A 22,616-nucleotide genomic window follows, 5' to 3' on the forward strand; every position below is an offset into this window, starting at 1 on the left:
CTAGAGCTTCTCCATGGGCACGCCGCCAATCGTCATCAGGCGGACGGTGCCCGAGGAGCCGAAGTCAATCGTCACCGTCTCCCGCACGCCTGAGCCCTCAACCGCCATCACGGTGCCGAGCCCGTACTTGGCGTGATTGACCCGGTCGCCCACGGCGAGGTTGAGGTTCTTGTGCACCTTGGCCCCGGAACCGCCCCGGCGGGAGCGGGCCGGCGGGCGGGAGCGGGTGGGGGCACCCCACGCGTCAGAACTGAATGAGCGCTCCGGTTCCAACCGGCGCCAGTCGATGAGGTCCTCCGGGACCTCTGCGAGGAAGCGGCTGGCAGGGTTGGTCACCGGTGAGCCCCAGGAGGCGCGCAGGATCGCGCGGGTGAGGTAGAGCTGCTCCTTGGCGCGGGTAATGCCCACGTACGCCAAGCGGCGCTCCTCGGCGAGCTCCGCCGGATCCCCCAACGCACGCAGGTGCGGGAATTGCCCGTCCTCCCAGCCGGTGACAAACACCACGGGGAACTCCAGGCCCTTCGCCGTGTGCAGCGTCATCAGCGTGACCACGCCCTGCTCGTGCTCCGGCAGCTGGTCCGCGTCAGCCACCAGAGAAACCTTCTCCAAAAAGGCCTGCAGGGACCCCGGCGCGGGCTCACCTTCCTGCATCACCTCGTTAAGCTCCTCATCGGTCATGTACGCCACCTGGTTGGCTGCTTCGGAGGAGAACTCTCGGGCCACAGAGACCAGCTCGTTGAGGTTGTCCAGGCGCGCGCCGTCCTGCGGGTCGTTCGATGCCTCCAGCTCGGCGCGGTAGCCGGTGTCCTCCAACACCCGAGTGATCAGCGCGCCCAGATCCGGCATGCCCGTGACCTCGTTGCGCATCGCCGGCATGTCGTCGCGGATCTGGCGGATCATCTCCACAAAGCGCGTGATCGAGTTCGTGGCAGCTTTTGCCAGCATGTCGACGTTGCCTAAGGTGGCGTCGACAAGCGACCGCCCAAAGCTTTGGTTGCTGTTCTCCGCGTGCAGCGCCACCATCGCCTGCGCCTTGTCGCCGATGCCGCGCTTGGGCACGTTGACGATGCGGCGCATGCTCACCGTGTCGTCCGGGTTCTCCAAGACCTTGAGGTAGGCGACGATGTCGCGGATCTCGCGCCGCTCGTAGAACCGCGTGCCGCCGACGACCTTGTACGGGATGCCGGAGCGGATGAAGATGTCCTCGAGCGCGCGCGAGGCGTTGTTGGTGCGGTACATCACCGCCATGTCCGAGTACGGCACTCCCCTGTCGGCCAGGGAGTCAATTTCCGAGGCGATGAAGCGCGCCTCGTCGTGCTCGTTGTCCGCGACGTAGCCGACGATCTTCTCGCCGGAGCCCTGGTCCGTCAATAGCTTCTTCGGGCGGCGGCCCTCGTTCTGCGCGATCACCGCGTTCGCCGCGCCCAGGATGTTCTGCGTGGAGCGGTAGTTCTGCTCCAGCATGATCGTGGTGGCGTTCGGGTAGTCGCGCTCAAACTCCTCGATGTTGCGGATGGTCGCGCCGCGGAAGGCGTAAATGGACTGGTCCGAGTCGCCCACCACCGCCAGCTCCGGCGCGTCCGGACCGTCGCCGACAAGGGTGTGGATGAGCTCGTACTGGGCGTGGTTGGTGTCCTGGTACTCGTCCACAAGCACGTGGCGGAAGCGGCGGCGGTAGTAGTCGGTGACCTGGGGGTGCTCCTTGAAGATGCGCACGACCTCGCCGATGAGGTCGTCGAAGTCCAGCGCGTTGGACTGGCGCAGGCGGCGCTGGTACTCCACGTACACCTTGGCCACCGTGGTCTCGAACGGGTTGTGGGTGCGCTCGGCGTTTGCCAGCGCCGTCTCCGGGCCAATCAGCTCGTTTTTCAGATTCGAGATCCCGTTGGCCAGGGTGCGGGGCGTGAACTTCTTCAAATCCAGGTTGAAGTCCTTGGCAATCATGCCCAAAAGGCGGCGCGAATCATCCGAGTCGTAGATGGTGAAGTTAGTGTTCAGCCCCGGCACCAGCTGGGCCTGCTGGCGCAGGATGCGCACGCACACTGAGTGGAAGGTGGCCACCCACATCCGCTCCGCCTCCGGGCCGACCAGCTGGCCCACGCGCTCCTTCATCTCCGCGGCGGCCTTGTTGGTGAAGGTGATGGCCAAGATCTGCCACGGCGCCACACCGCGGTTGTGCAGCAGGTAGGCAATGCGGCGGGTGAGCACCGCGGTCTTGCCGGAACCCGCGCCCGCAACGATGAGCAGCGGGCTGCCTTCATGGACGACGGCGGCCTGCTGCTGCGGATTCAAACCCAGAGTCAGATCAGTCATGGCCGTAACTGTACTAACGCCTCCGACACGACCCGCGCGGGTGTTCGAACTGGCATAATGAGCACCCATGAGCGAGCTTGAAATCCGCATGCCTTCCGGCACAGACGACCCACTCTCGGACGCGGAGATTCAGGCGTACCGCAAAGAGATCGACCGGCTGGACCGCGTGATCCTCGACGCGGTGAAGCGCCGCAGCGAGATCTCCAGCGCCATCGGCAAAACCCGCATGGGCTCCGGCGGCACCCGCCTCGTGCACACACGCGAGGTCGCCATAATCAACCAGTTCCGCGACGAACTGGGCGAGGAAGGCCCCGGCCTAGCGCAGATCCTGCTGCGCCTCGGCCGCGGCAAGCTGGGTTAGTCCTGTTCCGCTAGTCCTGCTCCAGCGAGTCGAGCACGACCTCGAACTCCAGCAGGTCCGCGGACTGCGAGACCGGCTTGCGGGGCTTGCCACTATCGGCGTCCTTCGACTCGCCGTGCCCGGCGCGGCCGGCGCCTTCCCACCACGCGTTGTAGGACTCCTCGTCTGCCCAGCGGGTGACCACGAAGTAGCGGTCCTCGCCCTTGACCGGACGCAGCAGCTGGAAACCCTCGAAGCCGGGGTGGCCGTCGATGGAGTGCTTGCGGGCAGCAAAGCGGCGCTCCAGCTCCTCGCCGGAACCTTCGGGGACGGTAATCGCGTTGATTTTCACAATTGACATGGTCGCCATTATCCACACTCCCCCGCTCCGCGGACGCGCGCAGCACGTTTTGGCTACCGTTGATCCAGGACAACCTAACCGCAACCTGGACCGCCACCTGGGAGGCTGACATGCACGACATCACGTCCACCGAAAGCTGGGGCAAGCTGGAAAAACTCCACGCCGAAAAGTCCCGCACCACCCTGCGGGACCTGTTCCGGGCGGACGCTGAGCGCGCGCAGCGCTACACGTTCGACGCGGCTGGACTCCGCGTCGATCTTTCGAAGAACTTGGTGGACGGAGACGTCGCAAAGCAATTGCTCTCGCTGGCGGAAGAAGCGGACTTGAAAGACCGCATCGAGGCGATGTTCAGCGGCGAGCGCATCAACTCCACCGAGGACCGCGCGGTGCTGCACACCGCGTTGCGCGCGCCCGAGGACGCCCAGCTGGAGGTGGACGGCCAGGATGTCACCGCGGACGTGCACGCGGTGCTGAAGCAGATGCGCGAGTTCGCCACGAAGCTGCGCAGCGGCGAGTGGGTGGGCCACACCGGAAAGACGATTTCCAAGGTGGTCAACATCGGCATCGGCGGCTCGGATCTGGGCCCTGCCATGGCCGCGAAGGCGCTGCGTACCTACGCTACTGCTGGCATCACCGCCGAGTTCGTCTCCAACGTGGACCCGGCGGATATGACGCGTGTGCTCGCTGAGGTGGATGCGGAAGAAACGCTGTTCATCGTCGCGTCCAAGACGTTCACCACCCAGGAGACGCTGGCCAACGCGCACGCCGCGAAGCGCTGGCTGCTCGAGCAGTTCGGCAGCGACGAATCCGCGATTGCGAAGCACTTCGTGGCTGTGTCCACCAATGCGGAAAAGGTGGCAGAGTTCGGCATCGACACCGCGAACATGTTCCCGTTCTGGGACTGGGTAGGCGGGCGCTACTCCATGGATTCCGCGATCGGGCTCAGCCTCATGGCCGTCATCGGCCCGGAGGATTTCATGCGGATGCTCGACGGCTTCCACGCCATGGACCAGCACTTCCGTGACGCTCCGTTCGAGGAGAACGTGCCTGTGCTGATGGGGCTTTTGAACATTTGGTACCGCAACTTCCACAAGGCGCAGACGCACGCGGTCCTGCCGTACTCGCAGGACCTCGCCCGCTTCCCCGCGTACCTGCAGCAGCTGACCATGGAGTCCAACGGCAAGCACACGCGTATCGACGGCGCAAGCGTTGACCACGACACCGGCGAAATCTACTTCGGTGAGCCGGGCACCAACGGCCAGCACGCGTTTTTCCAGCTGATCCACCAGGGCACCACGCTCGTGCCGGCGGACTTCATCGGCTTTGCCAAGCCCCGGGCGGACCTGCCCACCGCCACCGGCGAGGGCTCCATGCACGACCTGCTCATGGGCAACTTCTTCGCGCAAACGAAGGTCATGGCTTTCGGCAAGACCCAGCAGGAGATCGAGGCCGAAGGCGTGCCGCACGCGCTGGCCCCGCACAAGGTGATACCGGGCAACCGCCCCACCACCACGATTCTGGCCGAGGAGCTCTCCCCGTTCAGCCTGGGCGCGCTGATCGCGCTGTACGAGCACATCGTGTTCGTCGAAGCCGCGATCTGGGGCATCAACGCCTTCGACCAGTGGGGCGTTGAGCTGGGCAAGGCGCAGGCGAACGACCTCGCCGCCGCCGTCGCGGGCGAAGAGGCGCCGGACACGGGCGATTCCTCCACCGACAGCCTTATCGCTTGGTACCGGGAGCACCGCTAATGGGCGACGCCGATGGGCTCGCGCGGGTTTTACGCCAGTACATGAAAAATTCCCAGGCAGACGCGCCGGTGCACACTTGGACGCTCGAGGTTGAGTAGGGCAAGATAGGCCCAATGCAGAGCATCATCGACTGGATTGTGGGCCTCATGGAGACCCTCGGCGCCCCCGGCGTCGGCATCGCGATCCTCTTGGAGAACCTCTTCCCGCCCATCCCATCCGAGGTGGTGCTGCCGCTCGCCGGCTTCACCGTCGCGCAGGGCTCGCTGAACATGGTCAATGTGTTCATCTGGTCCGTGCTGGGCTCCGTCATCGGCGCGTATGTGCTGTACGGCATCGGCGTGTGGCTGGGCCTGGAGCGGCTGCGCAAGATCGCCGACTGGATGTGGCTCGTGCGCGCCTCCGACGTGGACGCCGCGATGAACTTCTTCACCAAGTACGGCAAGCCGAGCGTGTTCTTCGGCCGCCTCATCCCCGGCGTGCGCTCGCTGATCTCCATCCCCGCCGGCCTGGGCAAGATGAACCTGGTCACCTTCGGCCTGTGGACCACCCTCGGCTCCGGCATCTGGAACGCCATCCTGATCTACCTGGGCTTCGTCCTCGGCGACAACTGGGAGAAGGCCACCGAGTACGCCGACACCTACTCCAACGTGATTTATGTCGTGCTGCTGCTGATCATCCTCGGCTTTTTGGTGTTCTTCATCCGCCGTGCGGTGCGGGACAAGAACGCGGAGAGGTCAGCGTAAGAGTTTTAGCGTAAAAGATTTACGGTCCAAAGCGGTCGGTCACAGGTGTGGCGGCCGCTTTATCGTTTCAGGAGACCTTTTCGCGTTTCGTCCAGTACTCAGCGAAGTCAGGCAGCTCCTCAACCCGGAAGTACCTGGAGTGCGTCACCTTCAGATCTTCGAGCGAAGGCGACCCGATCACCACAATCTCAACGTCAGGGTTGTCGTTGGATTGCTCTTCAGCGAGACGCTGGACAATCGCTTCACGAGAATCTTTGTATTCCGTGATGTCACGCTCACCAGTTTTCCGGTTAAACACGATGAGGAAGTGCTTCATTTTCTTCACTCACTTTCAGTCTCGTATGCGCTAAGGCTCTGGGAAAGGACTCGCAACGAATCGATGAGGCTCAGGATACGTGACGCATGCTCACCAGCGGCAGTCTCGGATCGCGACAGCGCTTCGAAAGATCTTGAACGCAACTCATGCAACCGAGGATTCAATGGAAGCCCCGGAGGTATAGTTGCAAGATTTCTCATTGAGGTCTGACTGTGCCGGTTGCTCGCAGCTCGCGTCCGCTCCATGTCGTGAATGTCACTCGCTATAGACCCGAGGTGAGCGGCGACTTCAGCAAGCTCCCTGTTTTCTGGCCGATAATTCCTTTCATAACGGATTCGACGCCCAGTCTTATCTGCCAGCTTTTCAAAAGCGTTGGCCCACTCAGACTGAAGCAAAGTCCGTAGTTGCAACTCAACGATTCCCGCGGCTGAGTCGATAATCAAGTGAAGGGCGCGGTAGCCGCCGGGCTGAGCACGCGCGATGTAGTCCCGCTCAGTGACGCGATGCCCTTCCGCGACTAGCCGTCGACGGAGCTCGTACCCCAGGTAGCGAAGATCATCGTGAAGCACGTTGGCTGTAATTCGTGCTCCCGCGAAATCCCACATCCGGCCCAACTGAACATTCGCACCCGGGTCCTTTTTCGATCTGCGGATTTTGTCACCGATAGTTGATTGTGACTTGACCCGGTAGGCGCTGACGATGTCCGGACGCTGGCCTTCTCCACCGAAAAGCTTCTTCGCAAAATCCGCGCATGATGCAGCTGTGCGCCTGGCTATCTCATCATGCCAATAGATCATTTCTGAGGCTTCGGCGGGCATCTCCGCCCATCCCGCAAAGTACTCCCCCAGTTCGTTAATCTCCTGCTTGCTCCACGGGCGTTTCTCTTTGAAGAAATCAAAGTCAAACATCACTCCCCCTTTCGCCTCGGAATATAGCAAGGCTCAGGCTGACACTGCGGGCACCACCAAATAACCCGCTCTAGGTCACCCTCCCCGCCGAGGAAGCCCTTGGTAATCAGCGTGCCGCACCGCCTGCACGGCTTGTTGTTGCGGCCGAACACGTAGCTCGTCTCCCCCGCCCGCTTGATCCCCGTGGTCACGCGGACGGGGGCATCTTTATTCGCCCACATCAGTCTGCGCGCGAGGCGCACATGCTTCTCGACGTCCACGTCTCGCACCAACTCTGCCGGATGGGTTCCAGCCAGGAAGTTGATCTCCGCGCGGTACTCGTTGCCGATGCCGGCGAGCTTGCGCTGGTCCAGCAGGGCGCGGCCGATCTCGCGGCCGGGCTCAGCTTCGATGCGCCTGACCGCCTCGTCGAGGTCGAAGTCCGGGTCCAACAGGTCCGGGCCGAGGTAGCCCATTTCTTGTTGGTATTCCCTGGCCGGGAAGACGCGGACCAGCCCGAGCCAAAAGCCGACGAGTTCGATGTCGGCCTTTGGTTCGTCGCTAAGCGAAAGCACCACGCGGGCGGCGTGAGCGGGCTTTTTCCACCTGGTGCCGGCGCGGTGCATGGCCCACGTGCCCTCCATTTTCAGGTGCGTGTGCAGGATTTGCGGCTGGTAGCCGTCTTTGGCGAACTGCATAAACAGGTGTTTGCCGTGCGGCCAGACGCGCTCGCAGGTCATGCCCGTGAAATCGACGGTGGCGTAGCGCGGGACGCGGATGCTGGTGGCTGTCACTTCGCGGTTTTGCATCCACTGCAGGCGCTTTGACAGCTGATAGACGGAATCACCTTCGGGCATAGTGGGGTCTATGTTCCAATTTCTGCGCAAGATCTTCAACACTGTTAACACCGGCCCGACGCCGGAAGAGTCGCTCGTGGGTTTCTTCCCGGACATGGATGCTGCCGTCGAGTGGGCGCGCGGGGTGCTCGCGGAGACCGGCACGGACCCAAAGGCGCAGTTTGTGCGCGCGGTGAAAGACGTGCGCGAGGCGAATCCTCGACTTGGCCTTGCGGCGGCGAATCACCTGGTGAAGCAGCTAGTTTAGAATGTTTGTTCGAATTTGAGTTTTACGTGTCGGACGCGTTGTTACATTGACACCCAACACCCGCGAAATGTTGCGGAAAGGAGGGTGTCATGAACGGAATCGCCGAGCTCGTGGACCAGGTCGCCGACGGCCTGTCGCAGTTGCGCCAGCTTCTGGACGATCCATCGGCCCTCCCCCTCGCCACCATCACCCGCGACATCGCGCGCCTCGAACGCGCGATGGATAAGAAGGCCTACGTGGACGCCGCCTTCGCGCAGGCGTGCGTGCTGGCGGACGCCGGCAAGCTGGTCGGCGCGAACCACCCGGACGCGTACCTGACCGAGAAGCTCGGCATCTCGCGCGGCGAGGCGTACAACCGCATCGCACGGGCGAAGGCGCTTTTCGATGCTCCGCCGGAGCCTCCGGAGCCTGAAGACTTCTTCTTCGAAGAGGACTGCACTGAAGATGACCGCCTTGCTGCCGAGGAGGCCGCGCGCAAGGCCGCCGAGGAGGAAGCGGAGCGCCGCCGCAAGGACCAGGAGGAGGCGCGCAAGCGTGCCGACGAGGTCCCGGCCGCCAAGCAGGACATCATCCGCCGCGAGCTGGACAAGCTGCTCAAGGCTGCCGAGGGCGAGCGGATGCGCATCTACGCCCGCGCGATGGAGCAGGCGAAATACCGCGACGAGAAGGACCTACGGCTGTTTGTGAAGCGCCTGGTCGCCGAGGCCAACAAGCCCCACGTGAAGGCGAACCCGAACGCGGGCTTTGAAAAGCGCGACGCCTCGCTGGGCAGGGAGAACGTGGACGGCACCTTCGACGTGACGCTGTCGATGACCCGCGCCGACTACGCGCTCTACAAGGCACTCACCGACAAGGGGTTGTCACCGAACTCCAACATCCCGGAGGAACTGCAGGGCGACCGGGACCCGCGCACGAAAGGTCAGCGCCGCTACGACCAGTACATGTCCATCCTGCGCCAGTACGAGGAGGGCCAGCAGGCCGCGAACGGCGGTGCCGCGTCGGTGGTCGTGTCCGTCACGCTCGACGACCTCGCCGAGGCCGACGCCAACACCCTGTTCCAAACCAACGTCGGGGTGGAGCTCGACGCCTTCGACCTGGTCCGGCTCGGAATGGACGGCACGAGCGACTTCCTGCTCACCGTCGACGGGCTTTCCGGGGTGCCGCTGCACCTGGGCCGGTCGCGGAGGCTCGCGTCGGTGGGCCAGCGCATCGCCATGTTCGCAGTCCAGGGGGTGTGCTCCTGGGCCGGCTGCACGACCTCCATGAGCGAGTGCGAGGCCCACCACATCATCTCTTGGTTGCGGTATGGGGCGACCGACATCGAGAACCTCACCGGCCTGTGCCCCACCCACCACAGGTGCAACAACGACCGCAGGGACGGCTCGTTCAACAAGGGCTACATGGACTACGACCCCGACACCGGCGGTGCCGTTTTGGTCAAAGCCGACGGCACCCGCCACACCAACACCACGGACCCCGCCATGCACTCGGCGGTCAACCGGATCAAGGCGAAACGAGCCTCAGCGTCGGCGCCGCCACCTGTGGAAACGCACTGGCCCACCTCCCCACCGCCGGGGCGCGCGGGTCATGCTGCCCATGCGAATCAGCCAAACCACCGTCCCAATCGCCCTGGTCACCGCATGCCGATGCGGCCCTAAAAGGCATTCGCCGCAGCCTGAATTAATCGTCGAAGGTGAGACCTTCGGCAGGGCCTCGCGCGCCGTCGCGCGTGCCTAGGCCGTTGCCGTCACTGCCTTCGTCGTCTTCGAGCTCCCCCAGCGCCTCCGCCACGCTGCGCCCGCGCCGCTTCGGGGGCGCCGACGCGCGCCCGCCGATCTTCGCGCCCTTGTGAGTCGCCGTCGCCCCGTACTCCTTCAGCGAGAAGGCGGGCCCGCCATCGAGCTTTTCCACGGCCAGCGGCTGCATCCGGCCGGCCCGCACCGCGTCGGTAAGGGCGCCGACCACCAGCGGCATCGGGTCGCCGACCCCGTCCGGAAACGTGTCGAAGAACGTGGTCATGGTCCTACCGCCGCGGGTGACGTGGGCGGCCAACAGCCCATCCACCAACACCACCATCGCGCCCGCCGAGCGGGTCGGCCCCTGCGCCGGCCACGGCAGCGCCGCCCCGTAGGGGTTCGCCGGGTCGGTCGCCGCCAGCACGTGGACGTGCGGCTCCCGGGCCCCCGAGGGCCAGCCGACCACGTCGTCGGAGTCCTGGTGGCCGCGCAGCCGGTCGATCGTCGCCGGGGTGGAAAACTGCGAGGCGCCGAGCCCCTCCACCAGGTAGCCGCGCATCGCCTTGCCGGACGCCTCGAACCCGGACAGCGTCTTGTAGGCCAGCGCGAACCCGCCGAGGATGTCCTCGGCGACCACCGAGCCGCGGGTGACCACCCCGTAGCGGTCCAGCAGCGACTCGCCCAGAGCCACCGACCGGCGGGTCGCGTCGTCGTCAGGCGTAGGCGTCAGCGACCACCGCCCCACCATGTCCGGCGGCACACTCGCCGCAAACGAGGTCCGCCCCGAGCGCACCCTGCTTCTCGACGGCCTCCGCCTCGCCCTGTGCGCCGCCTTGCCGCCGGCGAGCCGCGCCCGGATCGGCGCGAACGAGTCGGGGGCCAAAAACCCGGCCTCGACCAGGTCCCACATGGCCTCGCGCAGCTCCTCGGTCGTGGTGGTGGGCTCGAGCAGGTCCGTGAACAGGAACCCGCCGCCGCGGCGCACCTTCTCCATCACCTGGGATTGGGTCAGTGACAGCAGTGGTTCGTCGACCTGCGGCGCGAGCTGGGCGGCGTAGTCCGCGGGCAGCAGCATGATCCACGGGTCGCGGGCGCCCGCCTTGCCGGCGCCGACGATGGCGATCTCGCCCGAGGCGGTCAGTTCGTCGAGCATCACCGGCGAGTAGTCGCCAACCCGGGCCGGCAGGATGTGGGACTCCCACGCGCTGGCCGGCAGCCGCACCCCGGCGAGCTGCTCCAGCACCGAGTAAACGCCGTCTGCCCCGCGCAAAGCAGGCGTGACCCCCACCGGGGCGACGTTCGACCACGCGGGCAGGAACCGTCCATAAGCAGACTGCGACACCGGCCGGGTCTGGGCGCGCGCCGCCGCCAGCGAGCGGGTGCGGATGATGCGCAGCACCTCGGCCGCGACGTATTCCTCTTCCTCGACTCCCTGCCGGTAGCGGCCCGGGATGACCTTGTCCTTGTCCACCAGCGGCTGCAGCGCCGCGTGCGCCGCGCCGACCGCCAGGCCGAACGCGTCGGCCAAATCACGCAGAGTAAACGGCCCGCGGGTGCGCACCCAGCGGCCCACCAGCTGCGCCAGCGCGTCGGGGATGGTCTGCACCTGGGCGGCGACGCCGGGCGGGACGGGCACGCCGAGGCCGTCGCGAAGCAGCGGCGCGTCGAGGACTTGGGCGACGTGCTCGCGCCCGCCGATGCGCACCCGCATCATCCGCGCCCCCAAGGCCTGCTCCAACGACTCGAGGGGGACTTCGGTGTGGAGGCGGAGCTCGTCGATAGGCACGGGCCCCACGATGCGCAGGGTGTCGGCGAACTGCTCGCTCGTCGAAGCGCGGCCGAGCCGGCGAAGCGTGGCGTCCACCTCCGCGATGATGTCCGCGTCCAAGAGTTCCCGCAGCTCAACGGTGCCGAGCAGCTTGGCCAGCAGCGACGGGTCGAGCGAGAGCGCCGCCGCCCGCTTCTCCGCCAGCGGGGTGTCGCCCTCGTACATGAACGCGCCGGTGTAGTTGAACAGCAGCGACGAGGCGAACGGGCTGGGCTGGTCCGTGGTCACCTCGGCGATGCGCACCCGGCGCGTGTTGATGTCCCGCATGACCTCCTGCAACGCCGGGAGATCGTAGACGTCCTGGAGGCATTCGCGCACCGTCTCGAGGATGATGGGAAAGCTCGGGTAGTTGCGGGCCACGTCCAGCAACTGCTCGGCGCGTTGGCGCTGCTGCCACAGCGGCGCGCGCTTGCCGGGGTTGCGCCGCGGCAGCAGCAGGGCGCGGGCGGCGCACTCGCGGAACCGGGAGGCGAACAGGGCGGAGTTGCCCACCTGTTCGGTGACGATGTCGGCGATCTCGTCGGCGTCGAACTGGAAGATCGCCCCGTCCGGCTCCTTGTCGCCCTGCGGGAGGCGCAGCACTATGCCGTCGTCGCCCGCGACCGCCTGGGCGTCCATGCCGGTTTCCTGCGCGACCCGCCACCCGGTGGCCAGCGCCCACGCCGCGTTGACGCCCTTGCCGAACGGGGTGTGCAGTACCACGCGCCAGTCCCCCAGCTCGTCGGTGAAGCGCTCGAGCACCAGGGTTTTCTCGTCCGGGAGGATGCCGGTGGCCTCCTCCTGCTCCTCCAGGTATTGCAGCAGGTTGGCCCGCGCCCGCTCGTCCAGGCTCGCATCCAAGGAGCTTTTTGCTTCTCGACGAAACGCGCCCAGCGCCTTGCCCAGCTCATAGGGCCGGCCCAGCCCGTCGCCGGTCCAGAACGGCAGCCGGCCGGTGTGGCCCGGCGCGGGGCTGACCTGGACCTGGTCGCGGGTGATGTTCTCGATGCGCCAGCTGGAGGCGCCGAGGGTGAACACGTCGCCGACGCGGGACTCGTAGACCATCTCCTCGTCGAGCTCGCCGACGCGGCGGGGCGCCTTGTCGTCCGCGCCGACCAGGAAGACGCCGAACATGCCGCGGTCCGGGATCGTGCCGGCGTTGGTCACCGCGACCCGCTGGGCGCCCGGGCGGGCCTTGAGTGTGGTGCCTTCGAGGATGGCGCGGGGCCGCAGTTCCGCGAAGTCCGTGGACGGGTAGACGCCGATGACCAGGTCGATCACCGAATCGAACACCTCGCGCGCCAGGCCCCTGTAGGGCCAGGCGCGGCGCACGGTGTCGTACCACTCGTCGACGTCGAGGTCCTCCACCGCGACCGCCGCCACGGTCTGCTGCGCCAGCACGTCGAGCGGGCTGCGCGGGGTGTGCAGTTCCTCGATGAGGCCCTCGCGCATCCGCGGCACCGTCACCGCGGTCTGCACGAGGTCGGCGCGGTGCTTCGGGTAGAAGGTGCCCTCCGAGACCGCACCGACGGTGTGTCCGGCGCGGCCCACGCGCTGCAGCCCGGAGGCGACCGAGGGCGGCGACTCCACCTGGATGACCAGGTCCACCGCGCCCATGTCGATGCCCAGCTCCAGCGAGGATGTGGACACCACCGCGCGCAAGGTGCCCTCCTTGAGCATCGTTTCGGTCTGGGCGCGCTCGTCCTTGCTCACGCTGCCGTGGTGGGCCCGGGCGATCACGTTGGCGGCGTGGCCGGCGGTGTCCACCGACTTCATCAGCTGCGCCGGCGGCCGGCGGGTCGGCGGCGACAGGGCCTCCGGGTCGTGCTCCTTCGCCCACAGCTCGTTGAGCTGGCTGGTCAGCCGCTCCGCGGTGCGGCGCGAATTCACGAACACGATGGTGGAGCGGTGCGCCATCACCTCGCCGTACACCGCGCGCTCGATGTGGGGCCAGATGGAGTTGGTCGCACCCGGTTGTGGAGCCTCGTCCAGCGCGTCGTCGAAGACCGCGTCCCCGATCGTGGAGGCGTCCTCCGGCACGGGCAGGTCGGACATGTCGTCCACCGGCACCCGCACGTCGAGGTGCCAGCGCTTTTCGGCCGGCGGGTTGATGATCGTGGTCTTCGGCCCGAGGAAGTTGGCCACCGCCTCGATCGGGCGCACCGTGGCCGACAGGCCGACCCGCTGGAAGTCCCCCGCCAGCCGCCGCAGCCGCTCGAGCGAGAGCGACAGGTGCACGCCGCGCTTCGTGCCGGCCAGGGCGTGGATCTCGTCCACGATCACGGTGTCCACCGTCTGCAAGATGCCCGCCGCCTTCGAGGTGAGCATGAGGTACAGCGACTCCGGCGTGGTGATCAGGATGTCCGGGGGCTTGCGCACCTGCCGGTTGCGCTCGGACTGCGGGGTGTCGCCGGAGCGCACCCCGACCGAGATGTCCGGCATGTCGCGGCCCAGCTTCTGCGCCACCCGCGCGATGCCCGCCAGCGGCGCGCGCAGGTTGTTCTCCACGTCCACGCCCAGCGCCTTCAGGGGCGAGATGTACAGGACTCGCACGCCGCCGTGGGTGGAGGCGGAAGCTCCGTCGATAGGCAAGGCTTGCTGCCCGGCGCGCTCCACCAAGGAGTTCAGCGACCACAGAAACGCCGCGAGCGTCTTACCGGAGCCCGTGGGTGCGACCACCAGCGCGTTTTCGCCGTCGGAGATCGCGCGCCACGCCTGTTCCTGCACCGCGGTCGGCGCCGCGAAGACGTCCCCGAACCACTGGGCCACCTGCGGGTGGAAGCGGCTGAGGATCGGCGCGTTCATCACGCCAACCTTAGCGGTAGAGTCGGTTGCATGACTGCTCAGTACTCGGATTCCCGGCTGACCAACCTCATCGCCGAGGGCACCGGCGAGATCCTCAAAGGCGTGCGCGGCGTGGGCCTGTTGCGGGGCCGCGAGCTCGGCGAGGCGGGCGACGAGCTCGCCCAAAGCTGGATCTCCAGGGTGCTTTCGCAGCACAGGCCTGACGACGGCTTCCTGTCGGAGGAAGCCGCCGACAACCAGGACCGCCTGTCCAAGGACAGGGTCTGGATCGTCGACCCCCTCGACGGCACGAAGGAGTTCGCCACCGGCCGCCAAGACTGGGCGGTGCACGTCGCACTCGTGGAGGACGGGGTGCCCACCCACGCCGCGGTGGGCCTGCCGGATTTGGGTGTCGTGTTCAAGTCCTCCGACGTCCGCCACGTCTCCGGGCCGTTCGCGGGCAAGGTGGCAATGTCGAGGAACAGGCCCCCGGCCGTCGCGAAGCATGTCGCCCAAGCCTTGGACTTTGAGGTGCAACCCGTGGGCTCGGCGGGCGCGAAGGCGATGCACGTGCTGCTGGGCGACTACGACGCCTACGTCCACGCCGGCGGCCAGTACGAGTGGGACCAGGCCGCGCCCGTGGGTGTCGCGCTCGCGGCGGGGCTGCACGCCTCGCGCCTCGACGGCACCCCGCTGCGCTACAACAACGCGGACACCTACATCCCCGATATTGTGATCTGCCGGCCCGAGCTTGCCGACGACATTCTGGACGCCGCCGCCCGCTACCACGACGAGCACGGCACCTTTGAAGGAGTAGCCAAGTGATTTCCACCCCGTACGAGGACCTGCTGCGCGACGTTTTGGAAAACGGCGCCGAGAAGGGCGACCGCACCGGCACCGGCACCCGCAGCGTGTTCGGCCGCCAGATCCGCTACGACCTTTCCGAGTCCTTTCCCCTGCTGACCACCAAGAAGGTGTACTTCAAGGGCGTCGTCGGCGAGCTGTTGTGGTTCCTGCGCGGCGACTCCAACGTGCGCTGGCTGCAGGACAACGGGGTGCGCATCTGGAACGAGTGGGCCGACGAAAACGGCGAGCTCGGCCCCGTCTACGGCGTGCAGTGGCGCTCCTGGCCCACCCCCGACGGCGGGCACATCGACCAGATCGAAGAGGTCCTGCGCACCCTGCGCGAGAACCCCGATTCGCGCCGCAACCTGGTCTCCGCGTGGAACGTCGCCGAGCTGGACAAGATGGCGCTTATGCCTTGCCACCTGCTGTTCCAGCTCTACGTCGCCGACGGCCGCTTGAGTATGCAGGTGTACCAGCGCAGCGCCGACATGTTCCTCGGCGTGCCGTTCAACATCGCCTCCTACGCGCTGTTGACCCACATGTTCGCCCAGCAGGCGGGCCTCGAGGTCGGCGAGCTGATCTGGACGGGCGGCGACTGCCACATCTACAACAACCACCTCGACCAGGTGCGCGAACAGCTCTCCCGCGACGCCCGCGAGTACCCGCAGCTGCGCCTACGCAAGGCCGCGTCGATCTTCGACTACGACTTCGACGACATCGAGGTTGTGGGCTACGACCCGCACCCCACCATCAAGGCGGAGGTGTCCGTATGACCTTGGGCGCAATCTGGGCCCAAAGCCTCGACGGCATCATCGGCGACGGCGCCGGCATGCCGTGGCACCTGCCCGAGGACCTCAAGCACTTCAAGGAGACCACCCTGGGCAGCCCCATCATCATGGGGCGCCGCACTTGGGAATCCTTGCCGGTCAAGCCGCTGCCGGGGCGTAAAAACATCGTGCTGTCCTCGCGCGAGGACGACGAGTGGTCCGACGGCGCGTCCGTGTGCCGCGACATCCCGGACCTGGAGTCGGACGCGTGGATCATCGGCGGCGCCCAGGTCTACGAGGCCACCCTCGACGAGGTGGATGTCATCGAGCGCACACTTATCGACGTCCATCCGGACCTCCCCGCAAACAAAGCCGTCCACGCGCCCCGCATCGACGACGCCTTCGAGCTGGTCCGCGACGGCGAATGGCAGACCTCCACGACCGGGCTGCGCTACAAGTTCCAACGATTTGAAAGGGTTTGACATGACCGTTGCCGCACCTGAGACCTCCTCGCACGTGACCATCTTCGCCGCGGACTGGTGCCCGTTCTGCCGCAAGCTGCGCGAGCGCCTCGACCGCACCGAGACCCCGTACGACCTGGTCGACGCGGACGCCGACGGGATGGACGAGGTCAACGCCTGGATCGAGTCCGTCAACGACGGCAACCGCATCGTGCCCACCGTGCTGTATTCCGACGGCACCTATGCCACCAACCCGGAGGCCTCCGCGGTGCGCGCGAAGCTGCGCGAGCTCACCGGCGAGGAGTAATTAACCTCCGAAGTCCCTCATTGCTGCCTCGGCGGCCCACCACCCCGGCATGCCGTGCACCCCGGCGCCGGGCGCGGTCGAGGACGAGGCCATGTACAGCCCCTTGCGCAACCGGTGCGGCTGGCGGGCGAGCAGCTGCGCCCCGTCCATGGCTCCGCCGGCGATGTCGCCGCCGACGAGGTTGGGGTTCCACGCCTCCAGCTCGCGCGGGGGCGTTTCTCTCTTTCCCGGACCACCGCCCTAAATCCCGGCGCGAACCGCTCGATCTGCGCGGTGATCTTTTCCGCCACCTCGCCGGGGTGGCGCTCCTGGTAGCCGTGCGGGACGTGGGCGTAGGTCCACAGCACCAGCCCTCGCGAGGGGTCGGCGGCGTACTGCTGCGCCGCCATCACGAACGGCCGCTCGGGCATGATACCCCTGGCCACTTCCCTTTCGGCCCGCACGATCTCGTCTGCGCTGCCTCCGACGTGCACCGTCGCGGCCTTACCTACCCTGGCATCGGCCCACGGCACCGGGGCATCCAGCAGGAAGTCCACCTTGTGTACTCCGGGGCCGTAGCGCCACCGGCGCATGGACCGGCTGCGGCGGGCGGGCAGCGACGTGCCGTCGAGAGGCAGCACCTGCTTCGGGGTGAGGTTGAGGATCACCGCGTCCGCGTCCGGGAGCGCGCGGACCTCCTCGCCGCGGCGGATCTGACCGCCGTGCTCCTCGACGATTCTGGCCAGTGCAGCCGTGACCGCGCCCGAGCCGCCTTCCGCCACCGGCCACCCGCGCGTCATGCCGAGCACCCCGAAGAGCAGGCCGAACGCCCCCGTAAACGGCCGCGCCGGCGAGGTGATCGCGTGCGTCGCACTGCCGGCAAACAGGGCACGGGCCTCCTCGGTGCGAAACGCGGCGCGCCCGAGCGCGGTGGCCGGCCACAGCCCGCGCGCGCCGAACCGAGCCAGCGCGACCGGGTGGCGGGGCAGGCGCGGCATCGGCGCCAGCACGTCTTCGAGGAGGTCGTCCACGTGCTCCACCACAGGCCCATGCAGCCGCTCCCACGCCCCGCCATCGGCACCGAGCCCCGCCGCCGTCTCCTCCAGCGTGCCCGCCAGCACCGCCGCGCCGCTGCCCAGCGGGTGCGCCATCTCGTACGGCGCGCGCAGCCAGCGCACCCCGAAGTCCTCCAGCCGCAGCGCGCGGAAGGCCGGGCTGGCGGCCCCGAAGGGGTGGCAGGCGGCGCCGAGGTCGACCAGCGTGGCGTCGTAAAGCTTCTGCGTTGCCGCCGCGCCCCCGACCTCGCCCGAGCGCTCAAGCACCTCCACCCGCCAGCCGCTGACCGCGAGGCGCGCGGCGGCCGTGAGCCCGTTGGGCCCGGCGCCGACGACAACTGCCAAAGGTTTCACCGTGCCAATGCTAGCTAGACTGCTGCCCATGAACGCGAAACAGATTGGTTGGGCACTGCACTGGGTCGTGCGCATGGCGGCGTTTGGGCTGCTCATGCCGTACGCAGTATTCAAACTTGGGCTGATGCAGATGAGCAAGCCGGACTTCCCGGAGCTTTTGATCACCCTCGGCGAGAAGTCCCCGATGGGGCTTTTGTGGACCTTCATGGGCTTCTCCCCCGTCGTGCAGTTCCTCGCCGGCCTGGCCGAATTCATCGCCGCCATCTTGCTGCTGTGGCGGCGCACTGCGTGGCTCGGCGGGCTGATCGGCTTCATCGATCTGGCCGTGGTGTGGCTTCTGAACATGACGTTCGACGTGCCCGTGAAGATCCCCTCGGCCTTCCAGGCGCTGTTGTACCTGCTGGTGCTGGCGCCGTGGCTACCGCGGCTGTTCCGCTTCCTCGCCGGACGTGCGACGGAGGCCGTGGAGCCGCCGCGCGTGATCACCAACGACAAGGTCCACCGCGTGACCCGCTTCTTCCCCGCCGTGGCCGCGGTGGTCGCGCTCGGCGCGGGCGGATTCGTGATGGTCAACGGCATCCCGAAGGCGCTCGACCGCGAGGGCACCGAGCTGTCCGGCGTGTACTCGGTCGCCGGCGGCAACATCGATCCCGCGCCTGTACTCGCGGATGACCGCCGCTGGTCCGAGATCGCGTTCGGCTCCTTCGACGGCTTCGAGGCCGGCAACTTCTACCGGGTCGAGGGCGACACCCCGGAAGGCGACTTCCACGGGCTCGCTGCCGTGCGACGAGCCTCCGGCGACCTCCACGAAGGCTTCTACACTCTCGACGGCGACCGCGTGACCATCCAGCTCACCGCCCCCATGACCGACGACGGCGTCAACGCCGCCCCGCGCGGCCCCATCGAGGAGACGCTGGAGTTCACCTGGCGCGCTCAGGGCGATGGGCTCGAGCTTTCGCCTATCGACGGCACCACCGACGCCTTCGAGCTGACCCCCTCCAAGCTCGGCACCACCCTGCTGGACCGGCCGTTCACCTGGGTTTCGAAGCCGTTTAACCGGTAGTTTGGGCGGGTAGGTGGCGCGTGACCAACTACTTGCCGTGTTTCTTATTCCATCGATACCTGCGGAAGTGAAAGATCGGCAAGATGAAGCTGTAGTACACGCCAAGAGTCCAGGCGACTGGAATGAGCATGTTTGAAAGCCAAGTGCCGGAACCGTCGTTAACAGGAAACACAACGTACATGGCGATTACAGCGAGAGGCACGATAACGAAACTCTGCCACCATGGCGGAACCCATGGCGCTCCATTTTCCTCTCGCGCGGCAAGTGCCCCGCCGAAGCCCATTTCAAACCTGGATCCCATTCAGAAACCTCCTCAAGACAGAAGTGCCGAGATGCCCTCGGAGAGGATCTCACGTGGGCTGATGTGGTGCGCCGCATGGAGGCACGCATAGGTCGGGGCCTGCTCCGGGTCGATGGCAACGCGCCTTTCGTCGGGCGCCATGGGAGCGGTCAGGGCGGCGCCGATCACTAGGTTTGATAACCGGTAGGAAGTTCCCAACGGATCCGGAGCGCCCGCTCGCTCGAGCAGCACGCACATACGCTCAGAAAGCGCCAGGTACGCAGGGCCCCTGGGTGCCCGCATCCCGATGACTTGGCCTGCCCACCGGTGGGCTGTGAGATGCGAGAAGAAATCTTGCATCAGGGTAGACAGGTCGGCGTTGCGGATCGATTCGTTCATAACTGGATCGTCTGCAAGCGCTGTGTCGAGGGCGAGGTCAAACAAGTCGTCGACTGATTCGACGCGGGAATACAAGCTGGCGGGAGCGACCTCCACCTGCTGCGCCACAGCTCTGAGGGTGAGCGCTCTCAATCCACCTTCATCCAGCAGTCTCACCGAGACCCTCGCAATCTCCGCGATGTCCACGGCGCGGTGGCGTTGCACAGGTTTTCGGTGTTCCCAGTAGCTCACCCCACCAGGCTAACCAAACATGTCCGCAGCAACTATCCGTCCTATGTTAGTTTTGCACCATGTTGGATGCCACGAAGCTCCCGATCGTCCATGAGGGCACACGCTTACGGCCCCTCTCCGAGCGAGATGCGGACGCGTACGCAAGCGGAACCAAAGATGAAGCCGTGCTGCGCTTCGGCCACTTACCCGAACCCGACTACACCCCCGAATCCGTGCGACGGTTGATCCGCGGAGAGATCGCGGCGGGCCTCTCGTCCGGCACGCTGGCGGTCCTCGCACTTGCCGACGCTGCGACGAACCAGTTCGTGGGCTCCCTAGTACTTTTCGACATCAGCCCCGAGGCCGCCGAGGTCGGGTTCTGGATCCATCCCGATGCGCGAGGAAATGGACACGCCCGCCGGGCGCTCGAATTGGCATCGCGTTTCGCCCGCGACAGTGGGCTTCGGACTTTGACGGCACGCACACTTCCAGAGAACGAGCCTTCCCAGCGGTGTTTGACCAGTGCAGGATTCCGCGAGACCGGGAGAAGCGTAGGAACCACGCCCGCGGGGCTGCAGGAGGAGTTGCTCCATTATCAGCGTGACCTCGCGCCTGCCCACCAGTGGCCGTTGGCGACGGAACGGCTCCAGCTCCGACTCCACGAACGAGGCGACGCCAGTTGGCTCCACAACCTTTATGCACAACCTGACGTTGCCCGCTACCTGCTGGACGAGCCGTGGACCGCGGAAGTCGCGCGAGAAAAGCTCGGCGAGCGCCTAGCCAAGACCGGTCTCGACGACGAGGCCGGCGCGCTCGCACTGGTCATCGAGCATGACGGCGCCCCCATCGGAGACGTCGCACTGTGGCTCACCGATAAGGAGCACCGCCAGGGTGAAATCGGATGGGTTCTGAACCCGAAGTTTGGAGGACAAGGTTTCGCCAGCGAAGCCGTCCGAGCGGTCCTTGCCCTCGGGTTTGACCACTATCGCCTCCACCGCATCACGGCACAGATGGATGCGCGCAATAACGCCTCAGCAGCACTCGCCCGCCGCGTCGGGCTCAGGCTCGAAGCGCATCACGTCCAGGACTGGTACAGCAAGGGCGAATGGACCGACACCCTCGTCTACGCGCGGCTTGCCTCAGAGAGCTAAGCCAATGGCGCCCCCGGTAGTGCCTGAGGTCACGACATATTTGACGGGGTGTGCCTGCGGAAGGCGTTGTGATCCTTGACAGGTGAGTCGCGTCATTGTTGACACTTAGGGTTACCTCAGCCGTGTCGGTGACGCTTGACTGGTGAGTCGGGACATGTTTGACGCTATGAACAGTCCCAACCGTAATCTCGCCATCGTCAGAGCCGTCAGAGACCAAGGCGGCACACCCACCAGCGTCGCCAAGCGCTTTGGCATCTCACGCCAACGTGTCCACCAGATCCTCAACGCCTACGACGCAGGCGGCGCCGAGGCAATCGCACCGAAATCGCGTGCCCCTCACACCCACCCGCACGCCATCCCGGAAGCACTAAGCAACGACATCATCAGCATCCGCAAGCAACTCACCCGGCACGGACTCGACGCAGGACCCGAAACCATCGCCTACCACCTCGAACAGGCCGGCAAACGTGCCCCGTCAACTTCAACGATCCGCCGCATCCTCACCAAAGAAGGCTTGATCACCCCGCAGCCGCAAAAGAAGCCAAAAAGCTCCTACATCCGCTTCGAAGCCGCAATGCCCAACGAATGCTGGCAAGCCGACATCACCCACCTCTTCCTCGCCGACAACACACGAGTCGAAGTCCTCGACTTCCTCGACGACCACTCGCGATACTTGCTGTCAATCACCGCGGCCGCCGCATTTACAGGCCCCGCCGTCGCCGCCGAACTCACCCGCCTGATCGGCGCGTACGGCCCACCAGCATCCACGCTGACGGACAACGGTTTGGTGTTCACCGCCCGCCTAGCCGGGCGCAAAGGTGGAAGAAACGCGTTTGAAAAAGTGCTCGTCGCACACAAAATCCAACAGAAAAACGGCCGGCCCGGCCACCCCCAAACCCAAGGAAAAATTGAGCGGTTCCACCAAACCCTCAAAAAATGGATCAAGGCCCGACCCACAGCACAAACAGTTGCTGAGCTGCAACAACTCCTCAATGAGTTTCGCCAATACTACAACTGCACCCGGCCCCACCGCGCCCTGGGCAGACGCACCCCGCAGCAGGCATACACCACCGGAGTCAAAGCCACACCCAACGACAACCCCAAAGAAGAATGGCGAACCCGAAACGACACAGTCGACAAAAACGGCAAAGTCACCGTGCGCTACGCCGGCAAACTCTTCCACCTCGGCATCGGACGCGCCTACAAACACAAGAAAATTCTCATGGTTATCACCGACAACCACGTCATCACATCACTAGCCGAAACCGGAGAAGTCATCACCGAGCACTACATCGACACCGCCCGCGACTACCAAAAGGCCTACTGGAAACACGGTGACCCACCACTTCGCCCCAAATGAACAAAACCGGCACCCCAGAATAAAAACAACTGGGATGCCGGTCCGTCCAGCATGTCGCGACTCAGGCGTCAAGCATGACGCGACTCATGACAATGGCGCCCCCGGTAGGAATCGAACCTACGACACCTTCTTTAGGAGAGAAGTGCTCTATCCACTGAGCTACGGAGGCAACGGCGTAAGAGTACCGCAGCGGTTGCCCGCGCCGAAAACAGGCTCGCAAGCCCTTCCGCCGCAACCTACGGTCC

At 66.0% G+C, this 22,616-nt stretch carries 19 protein-coding genes, 1 tRNA gene and 1 pseudogene; 12 read left to right on the forward strand and 9 right to left on the reverse strand.

Annotation, left to right across the window (positions count from 1 at the left end):
• On the reverse strand, window positions 1–2,442 hold the full coding sequence (pcrA, locus tag ACF3NP_RS06655; RefSeq protein WP_392399136.1) for a DNA helicase PcrA: 2,442 nt from the start codon (window positions 2,440–2,442) through the stop codon (window positions 1–3).
• On the opposite strand from pcrA, the gene ACF3NP_RS06660 reads away from it, so the two are divergent.
• Entirely contained in the window at window positions 2,381–2,674 is a 294-nt protein-coding gene (locus ACF3NP_RS06660) for a chorismate mutase (protein ID WP_070472910.1), read from the forward strand. The two genes, pcrA and ACF3NP_RS06660, sit on opposite strands and share 62 nt — an antisense overlap.
• A 10-nt stretch (window positions 2,675–2,684) precedes the next feature.
• Here ACF3NP_RS06660 and ACF3NP_RS06665 read toward each other — a convergent pair whose 3' ends face one another.
• The gene (locus ACF3NP_RS06665) at window positions 2,685–3,014 is read right to left on the reverse strand and encodes an antibiotic biosynthesis monooxygenase family protein (protein ID WP_392398505.1); all 330 of its coding nucleotides are present in this window, start codon (window positions 3,012–3,014) and stop codon (window positions 2,685–2,687) included.
• A gap of 110 nt (window positions 3,015–3,124) precedes the next feature.
• Here ACF3NP_RS06665 and pgi point away from each other — a divergent pair, with 110 nt between their 5' ends.
• Window positions 3,125–4,762, forward strand: a complete 1,638-nt coding sequence (gene pgi / locus ACF3NP_RS06670) for a glucose-6-phosphate isomerase (RefSeq protein ID WP_392398506.1) — start codon at window positions 3,125–3,127, stop codon at window positions 4,760–4,762.
• Between the two features lie 113 nt (window positions 4,763–4,875).
• A complete protein-coding gene (locus ACF3NP_RS06675) occupies window positions 4,876–5,505 on the forward strand; it encodes a DedA family protein (protein ID WP_392398507.1) in 630 nt (209 codons plus the stop codon).
• Between the two features lie 67 nt (window positions 5,506–5,572).
• Here ACF3NP_RS06675 and ACF3NP_RS06680 read toward each other — a convergent pair whose 3' ends face one another.
• The 3 genes from ACF3NP_RS06680 to ACF3NP_RS06690 are packed head-to-tail and all read right to left on the reverse strand — an operon-like array spanning window position 5,573 to window position 7,565.
• Window positions 5,573–5,830 (reverse strand): hypothetical protein, encoded by a 258-nt coding sequence (locus tag ACF3NP_RS06680; RefSeq protein WP_392398508.1) that lies wholly within the window; start codon window positions 5,828–5,830, stop codon window positions 5,573–5,575.
• Complete coding sequence (locus tag ACF3NP_RS06685; RefSeq protein WP_392398509.1) at window positions 5,827–6,729, reverse strand: hypothetical protein; 903 nt, start codon at window positions 6,727–6,729, stop codon at window positions 5,827–5,829. Before ACF3NP_RS06685 ends, ACF3NP_RS06680 begins: the two co-directional genes overlap by 4 nt.
• The gene (locus tag ACF3NP_RS06690; RefSeq protein ID WP_311389577.1) at window positions 6,729–7,565 is read right to left on the reverse strand and encodes a DNA-formamidopyrimidine glycosylase family protein; all 837 of its coding nucleotides are present in this window, start codon (window positions 7,563–7,565) and stop codon (window positions 6,729–6,731) included. The genes ACF3NP_RS06685 and ACF3NP_RS06690 overlap by 1 nt, the downstream gene beginning before the upstream one ends.
• A 10-nt stretch (window positions 7,566–7,575) precedes the next feature.
• Between ACF3NP_RS06690 and ACF3NP_RS06695 the strand changes: the two genes are divergently transcribed.
• A complete protein-coding gene (locus tag ACF3NP_RS06695; RefSeq protein ID WP_239307331.1) occupies window positions 7,576–7,812 on the forward strand; it encodes a YciI family protein in 237 nt (78 codons plus the stop codon).
• A gap of 89 nt (window positions 7,813–7,901) precedes the next feature.
• The gene (locus ACF3NP_RS06700) at window positions 7,902–9,470 is read left to right on the forward strand and encodes an HNH endonuclease signature motif containing protein (RefSeq protein WP_392398510.1); all 1,569 of its coding nucleotides are present in this window, start codon (window positions 7,902–7,904) and stop codon (window positions 9,468–9,470) included.
• 22 nt (window positions 9,471–9,492) lie between these two features.
• Here ACF3NP_RS06700 and ACF3NP_RS06705 read toward each other — a convergent pair whose 3' ends face one another.
• Window positions 9,493–14,160 (reverse strand): ATP-dependent helicase, encoded by a 4,668-nt coding sequence (locus ACF3NP_RS06705; RefSeq protein WP_392398511.1) that lies wholly within the window; start codon window positions 14,158–14,160, stop codon window positions 9,493–9,495.
• Between the two features lie 30 nt (window positions 14,161–14,190).
• On the opposite strand from ACF3NP_RS06705, the gene ACF3NP_RS06710 reads away from it, so the two are divergent.
• From ACF3NP_RS06710 to ACF3NP_RS06725, 4 genes are read left to right on the forward strand one after another with little or no spacing between them, the layout of a single operon-like run.
• Complete coding sequence (locus ACF3NP_RS06710) at window positions 14,191–14,964, forward strand: 3'(2'),5'-bisphosphate nucleotidase CysQ (protein ID WP_070472938.1); 774 nt, start codon at window positions 14,191–14,193, stop codon at window positions 14,962–14,964.
• Window positions 14,961–15,758 carry a thymidylate synthase gene (locus ACF3NP_RS06715; protein ID WP_269509483.1) on the forward strand — a complete coding sequence of 266 codons (798 nt, stop codon included), beginning with the start codon at window positions 14,961–14,963 and terminating at the stop codon, window positions 15,756–15,758. Before ACF3NP_RS06710 ends, ACF3NP_RS06715 begins: the two co-directional genes overlap by 4 nt.
• Window positions 15,755–16,234 carry a dihydrofolate reductase gene (locus tag ACF3NP_RS06720; RefSeq protein ID WP_392398512.1) on the forward strand — a complete coding sequence of 160 codons (480 nt, stop codon included), beginning with the start codon at window positions 15,755–15,757 and terminating at the stop codon, window positions 16,232–16,234. The genes ACF3NP_RS06715 and ACF3NP_RS06720 overlap by 4 nt, the downstream gene beginning before the upstream one ends.
• 1 nt (window position 16,235) lies before the next feature.
• A complete protein-coding gene (locus ACF3NP_RS06725) occupies window positions 16,236–16,520 on the forward strand; it encodes a glutaredoxin domain-containing protein (RefSeq protein ID WP_269509487.1) in 285 nt (94 codons plus the stop codon).
• Here the strand turns inward: ACF3NP_RS06725 and ACF3NP_RS06730 are convergent.
• Window positions 16,521–17,938 (reverse strand): annotated as a pseudogene (locus ACF3NP_RS06730) (phytoene desaturase family protein).
• Here ACF3NP_RS06730 and ACF3NP_RS06735 point away from each other — a divergent pair.
• Window positions 17,937–18,971: a hypothetical protein gene (locus ACF3NP_RS06735; protein ID WP_392398513.1), complete on the forward strand. Its 1,035-nt coding sequence runs from the start codon at window positions 17,937–17,939 to the stop codon at window positions 18,969–18,971. The pseudogene ACF3NP_RS06730 and the gene ACF3NP_RS06735 overlap by 2 nt on opposite strands.
• Window positions 18,972–19,284: 313 nt before the next feature.
• Here the strand turns inward: ACF3NP_RS06735 and ACF3NP_RS06740 are convergent, their stop codons facing one another.
• The gene (locus ACF3NP_RS06740; protein WP_392398514.1) at window positions 19,285–19,881 is read right to left on the reverse strand and encodes a TetR/AcrR family transcriptional regulator; all 597 of its coding nucleotides are present in this window, start codon (window positions 19,879–19,881) and stop codon (window positions 19,285–19,287) included.
• A 59-nt stretch (window positions 19,882–19,940) separates the two neighbouring features.
• Here ACF3NP_RS06740 and ACF3NP_RS06745 point away from each other — a divergent pair, with 59 nt between their 5' ends.
• Window positions 19,941–21,011: a GNAT family N-acetyltransferase gene (locus ACF3NP_RS06745; RefSeq protein ID WP_392398515.1), complete on the forward strand. Its 1,071-nt coding sequence runs from the start codon at window positions 19,941–19,943 to the stop codon at window positions 21,009–21,011.
• Window positions 21,012–21,177: 166 nt separating this feature from the next.
• A complete protein-coding gene (locus ACF3NP_RS06750; protein ID WP_392398516.1) occupies window positions 21,178–22,371 on the forward strand; it encodes an IS481 family transposase in 1,194 nt (397 codons plus the stop codon).
• A gap of 93 nt (window positions 22,372–22,464) precedes the next feature.
• Here ACF3NP_RS06750 and ACF3NP_RS06755 read toward each other — a convergent pair.
• Window positions 22,465–22,540 (reverse strand) — tRNA-Arg (locus tag ACF3NP_RS06755).
• Window positions 22,541–22,616: the final 76 nt, after the last annotated feature.

The sequence above is a fragment of the Corynebacterium lehmanniae genome (assembly GCF_043161975.1).
Lineage (GTDB): Bacteria > Actinomycetota > Actinomycetes > Mycobacteriales > Mycobacteriaceae > Corynebacterium > Corynebacterium lehmanniae.

What these genes read in the sequence shown, in the direction of transcription:
- ACF3NP_RS06660 (WP_070472910.1), top strand. Translation starts at nt 2,381, where the DNA reads ATGAGCGAGCTTGAAATCCGCATGCCTTCCGGCACAGACGACCCACTC.
- ACF3NP_RS06665 (WP_392398505.1), bottom strand. Translation starts at nt 3,014, where the DNA reads ATGTCAATTGTGAAAATCAACGCGATTACCGTCCCCGAAGGTTCCGGC.
- pgi (WP_392398506.1), top strand. Translation starts at nt 3,125, where the DNA reads ATGCACGACATCACGTCCACCGAAAGCTGGGGCAAGCTGGAAAAACTC.
- ACF3NP_RS06675 (WP_392398507.1), top strand. Translation starts at nt 4,876, where the DNA reads ATGCAGAGCATCATCGACTGGATTGTGGGCCTCATGGAGACCCTCGGC.
- ACF3NP_RS06685 (WP_392398509.1), bottom strand. Translation starts at nt 6,729, where the DNA reads ATGTTTGACTTTGATTTCTTCAAAGAGAAACGCCCGTGGAGCAAGCAG.
- ACF3NP_RS06690 (WP_311389577.1), bottom strand. Translation starts at nt 7,565, where the DNA reads ATGCCCGAAGGTGATTCCGTCTATCAGCTGTCAAAGCGCCTGCAGTGG.
- ACF3NP_RS06695 (WP_239307331.1), top strand. Translation starts at nt 7,576, where the DNA reads ATGTTCCAATTTCTGCGCAAGATCTTCAACACTGTTAACACCGGCCCG.
- ACF3NP_RS06700 (WP_392398510.1), top strand. Translation starts at nt 7,902, where the DNA reads ATGAACGGAATCGCCGAGCTCGTGGACCAGGTCGCCGACGGCCTGTCG.
- ACF3NP_RS06705 (WP_392398511.1), bottom strand. Translation starts at nt 14,160, where the DNA reads ATGAACGCGCCGATCCTCAGCCGCTTCCACCCGCAGGTGGCCCAGTGG.
- ACF3NP_RS06710 (WP_070472938.1), top strand. Translation starts at nt 14,191, where the DNA reads ATGACTGCTCAGTACTCGGATTCCCGGCTGACCAACCTCATCGCCGAG.
- ACF3NP_RS06720 (WP_392398512.1), top strand. Translation starts at nt 15,755, where the DNA reads ATGACCTTGGGCGCAATCTGGGCCCAAAGCCTCGACGGCATCATCGGC.
- ACF3NP_RS06725 (WP_269509487.1), top strand. Translation starts at nt 16,236, where the DNA reads ATGACCGTTGCCGCACCTGAGACCTCCTCGCACGTGACCATCTTCGCC.
- ACF3NP_RS06735 (WP_392398513.1), top strand. Translation starts at nt 17,937, where the DNA reads ATGAACGCGAAACAGATTGGTTGGGCACTGCACTGGGTCGTGCGCATG.
- ACF3NP_RS06745 (WP_392398515.1), top strand. Translation starts at nt 19,941, where the DNA reads ATGTTGGATGCCACGAAGCTCCCGATCGTCCATGAGGGCACACGCTTA.
- ACF3NP_RS06750 (WP_392398516.1), top strand. Translation starts at nt 21,178, where the DNA reads ATGAACAGTCCCAACCGTAATCTCGCCATCGTCAGAGCCGTCAGAGAC.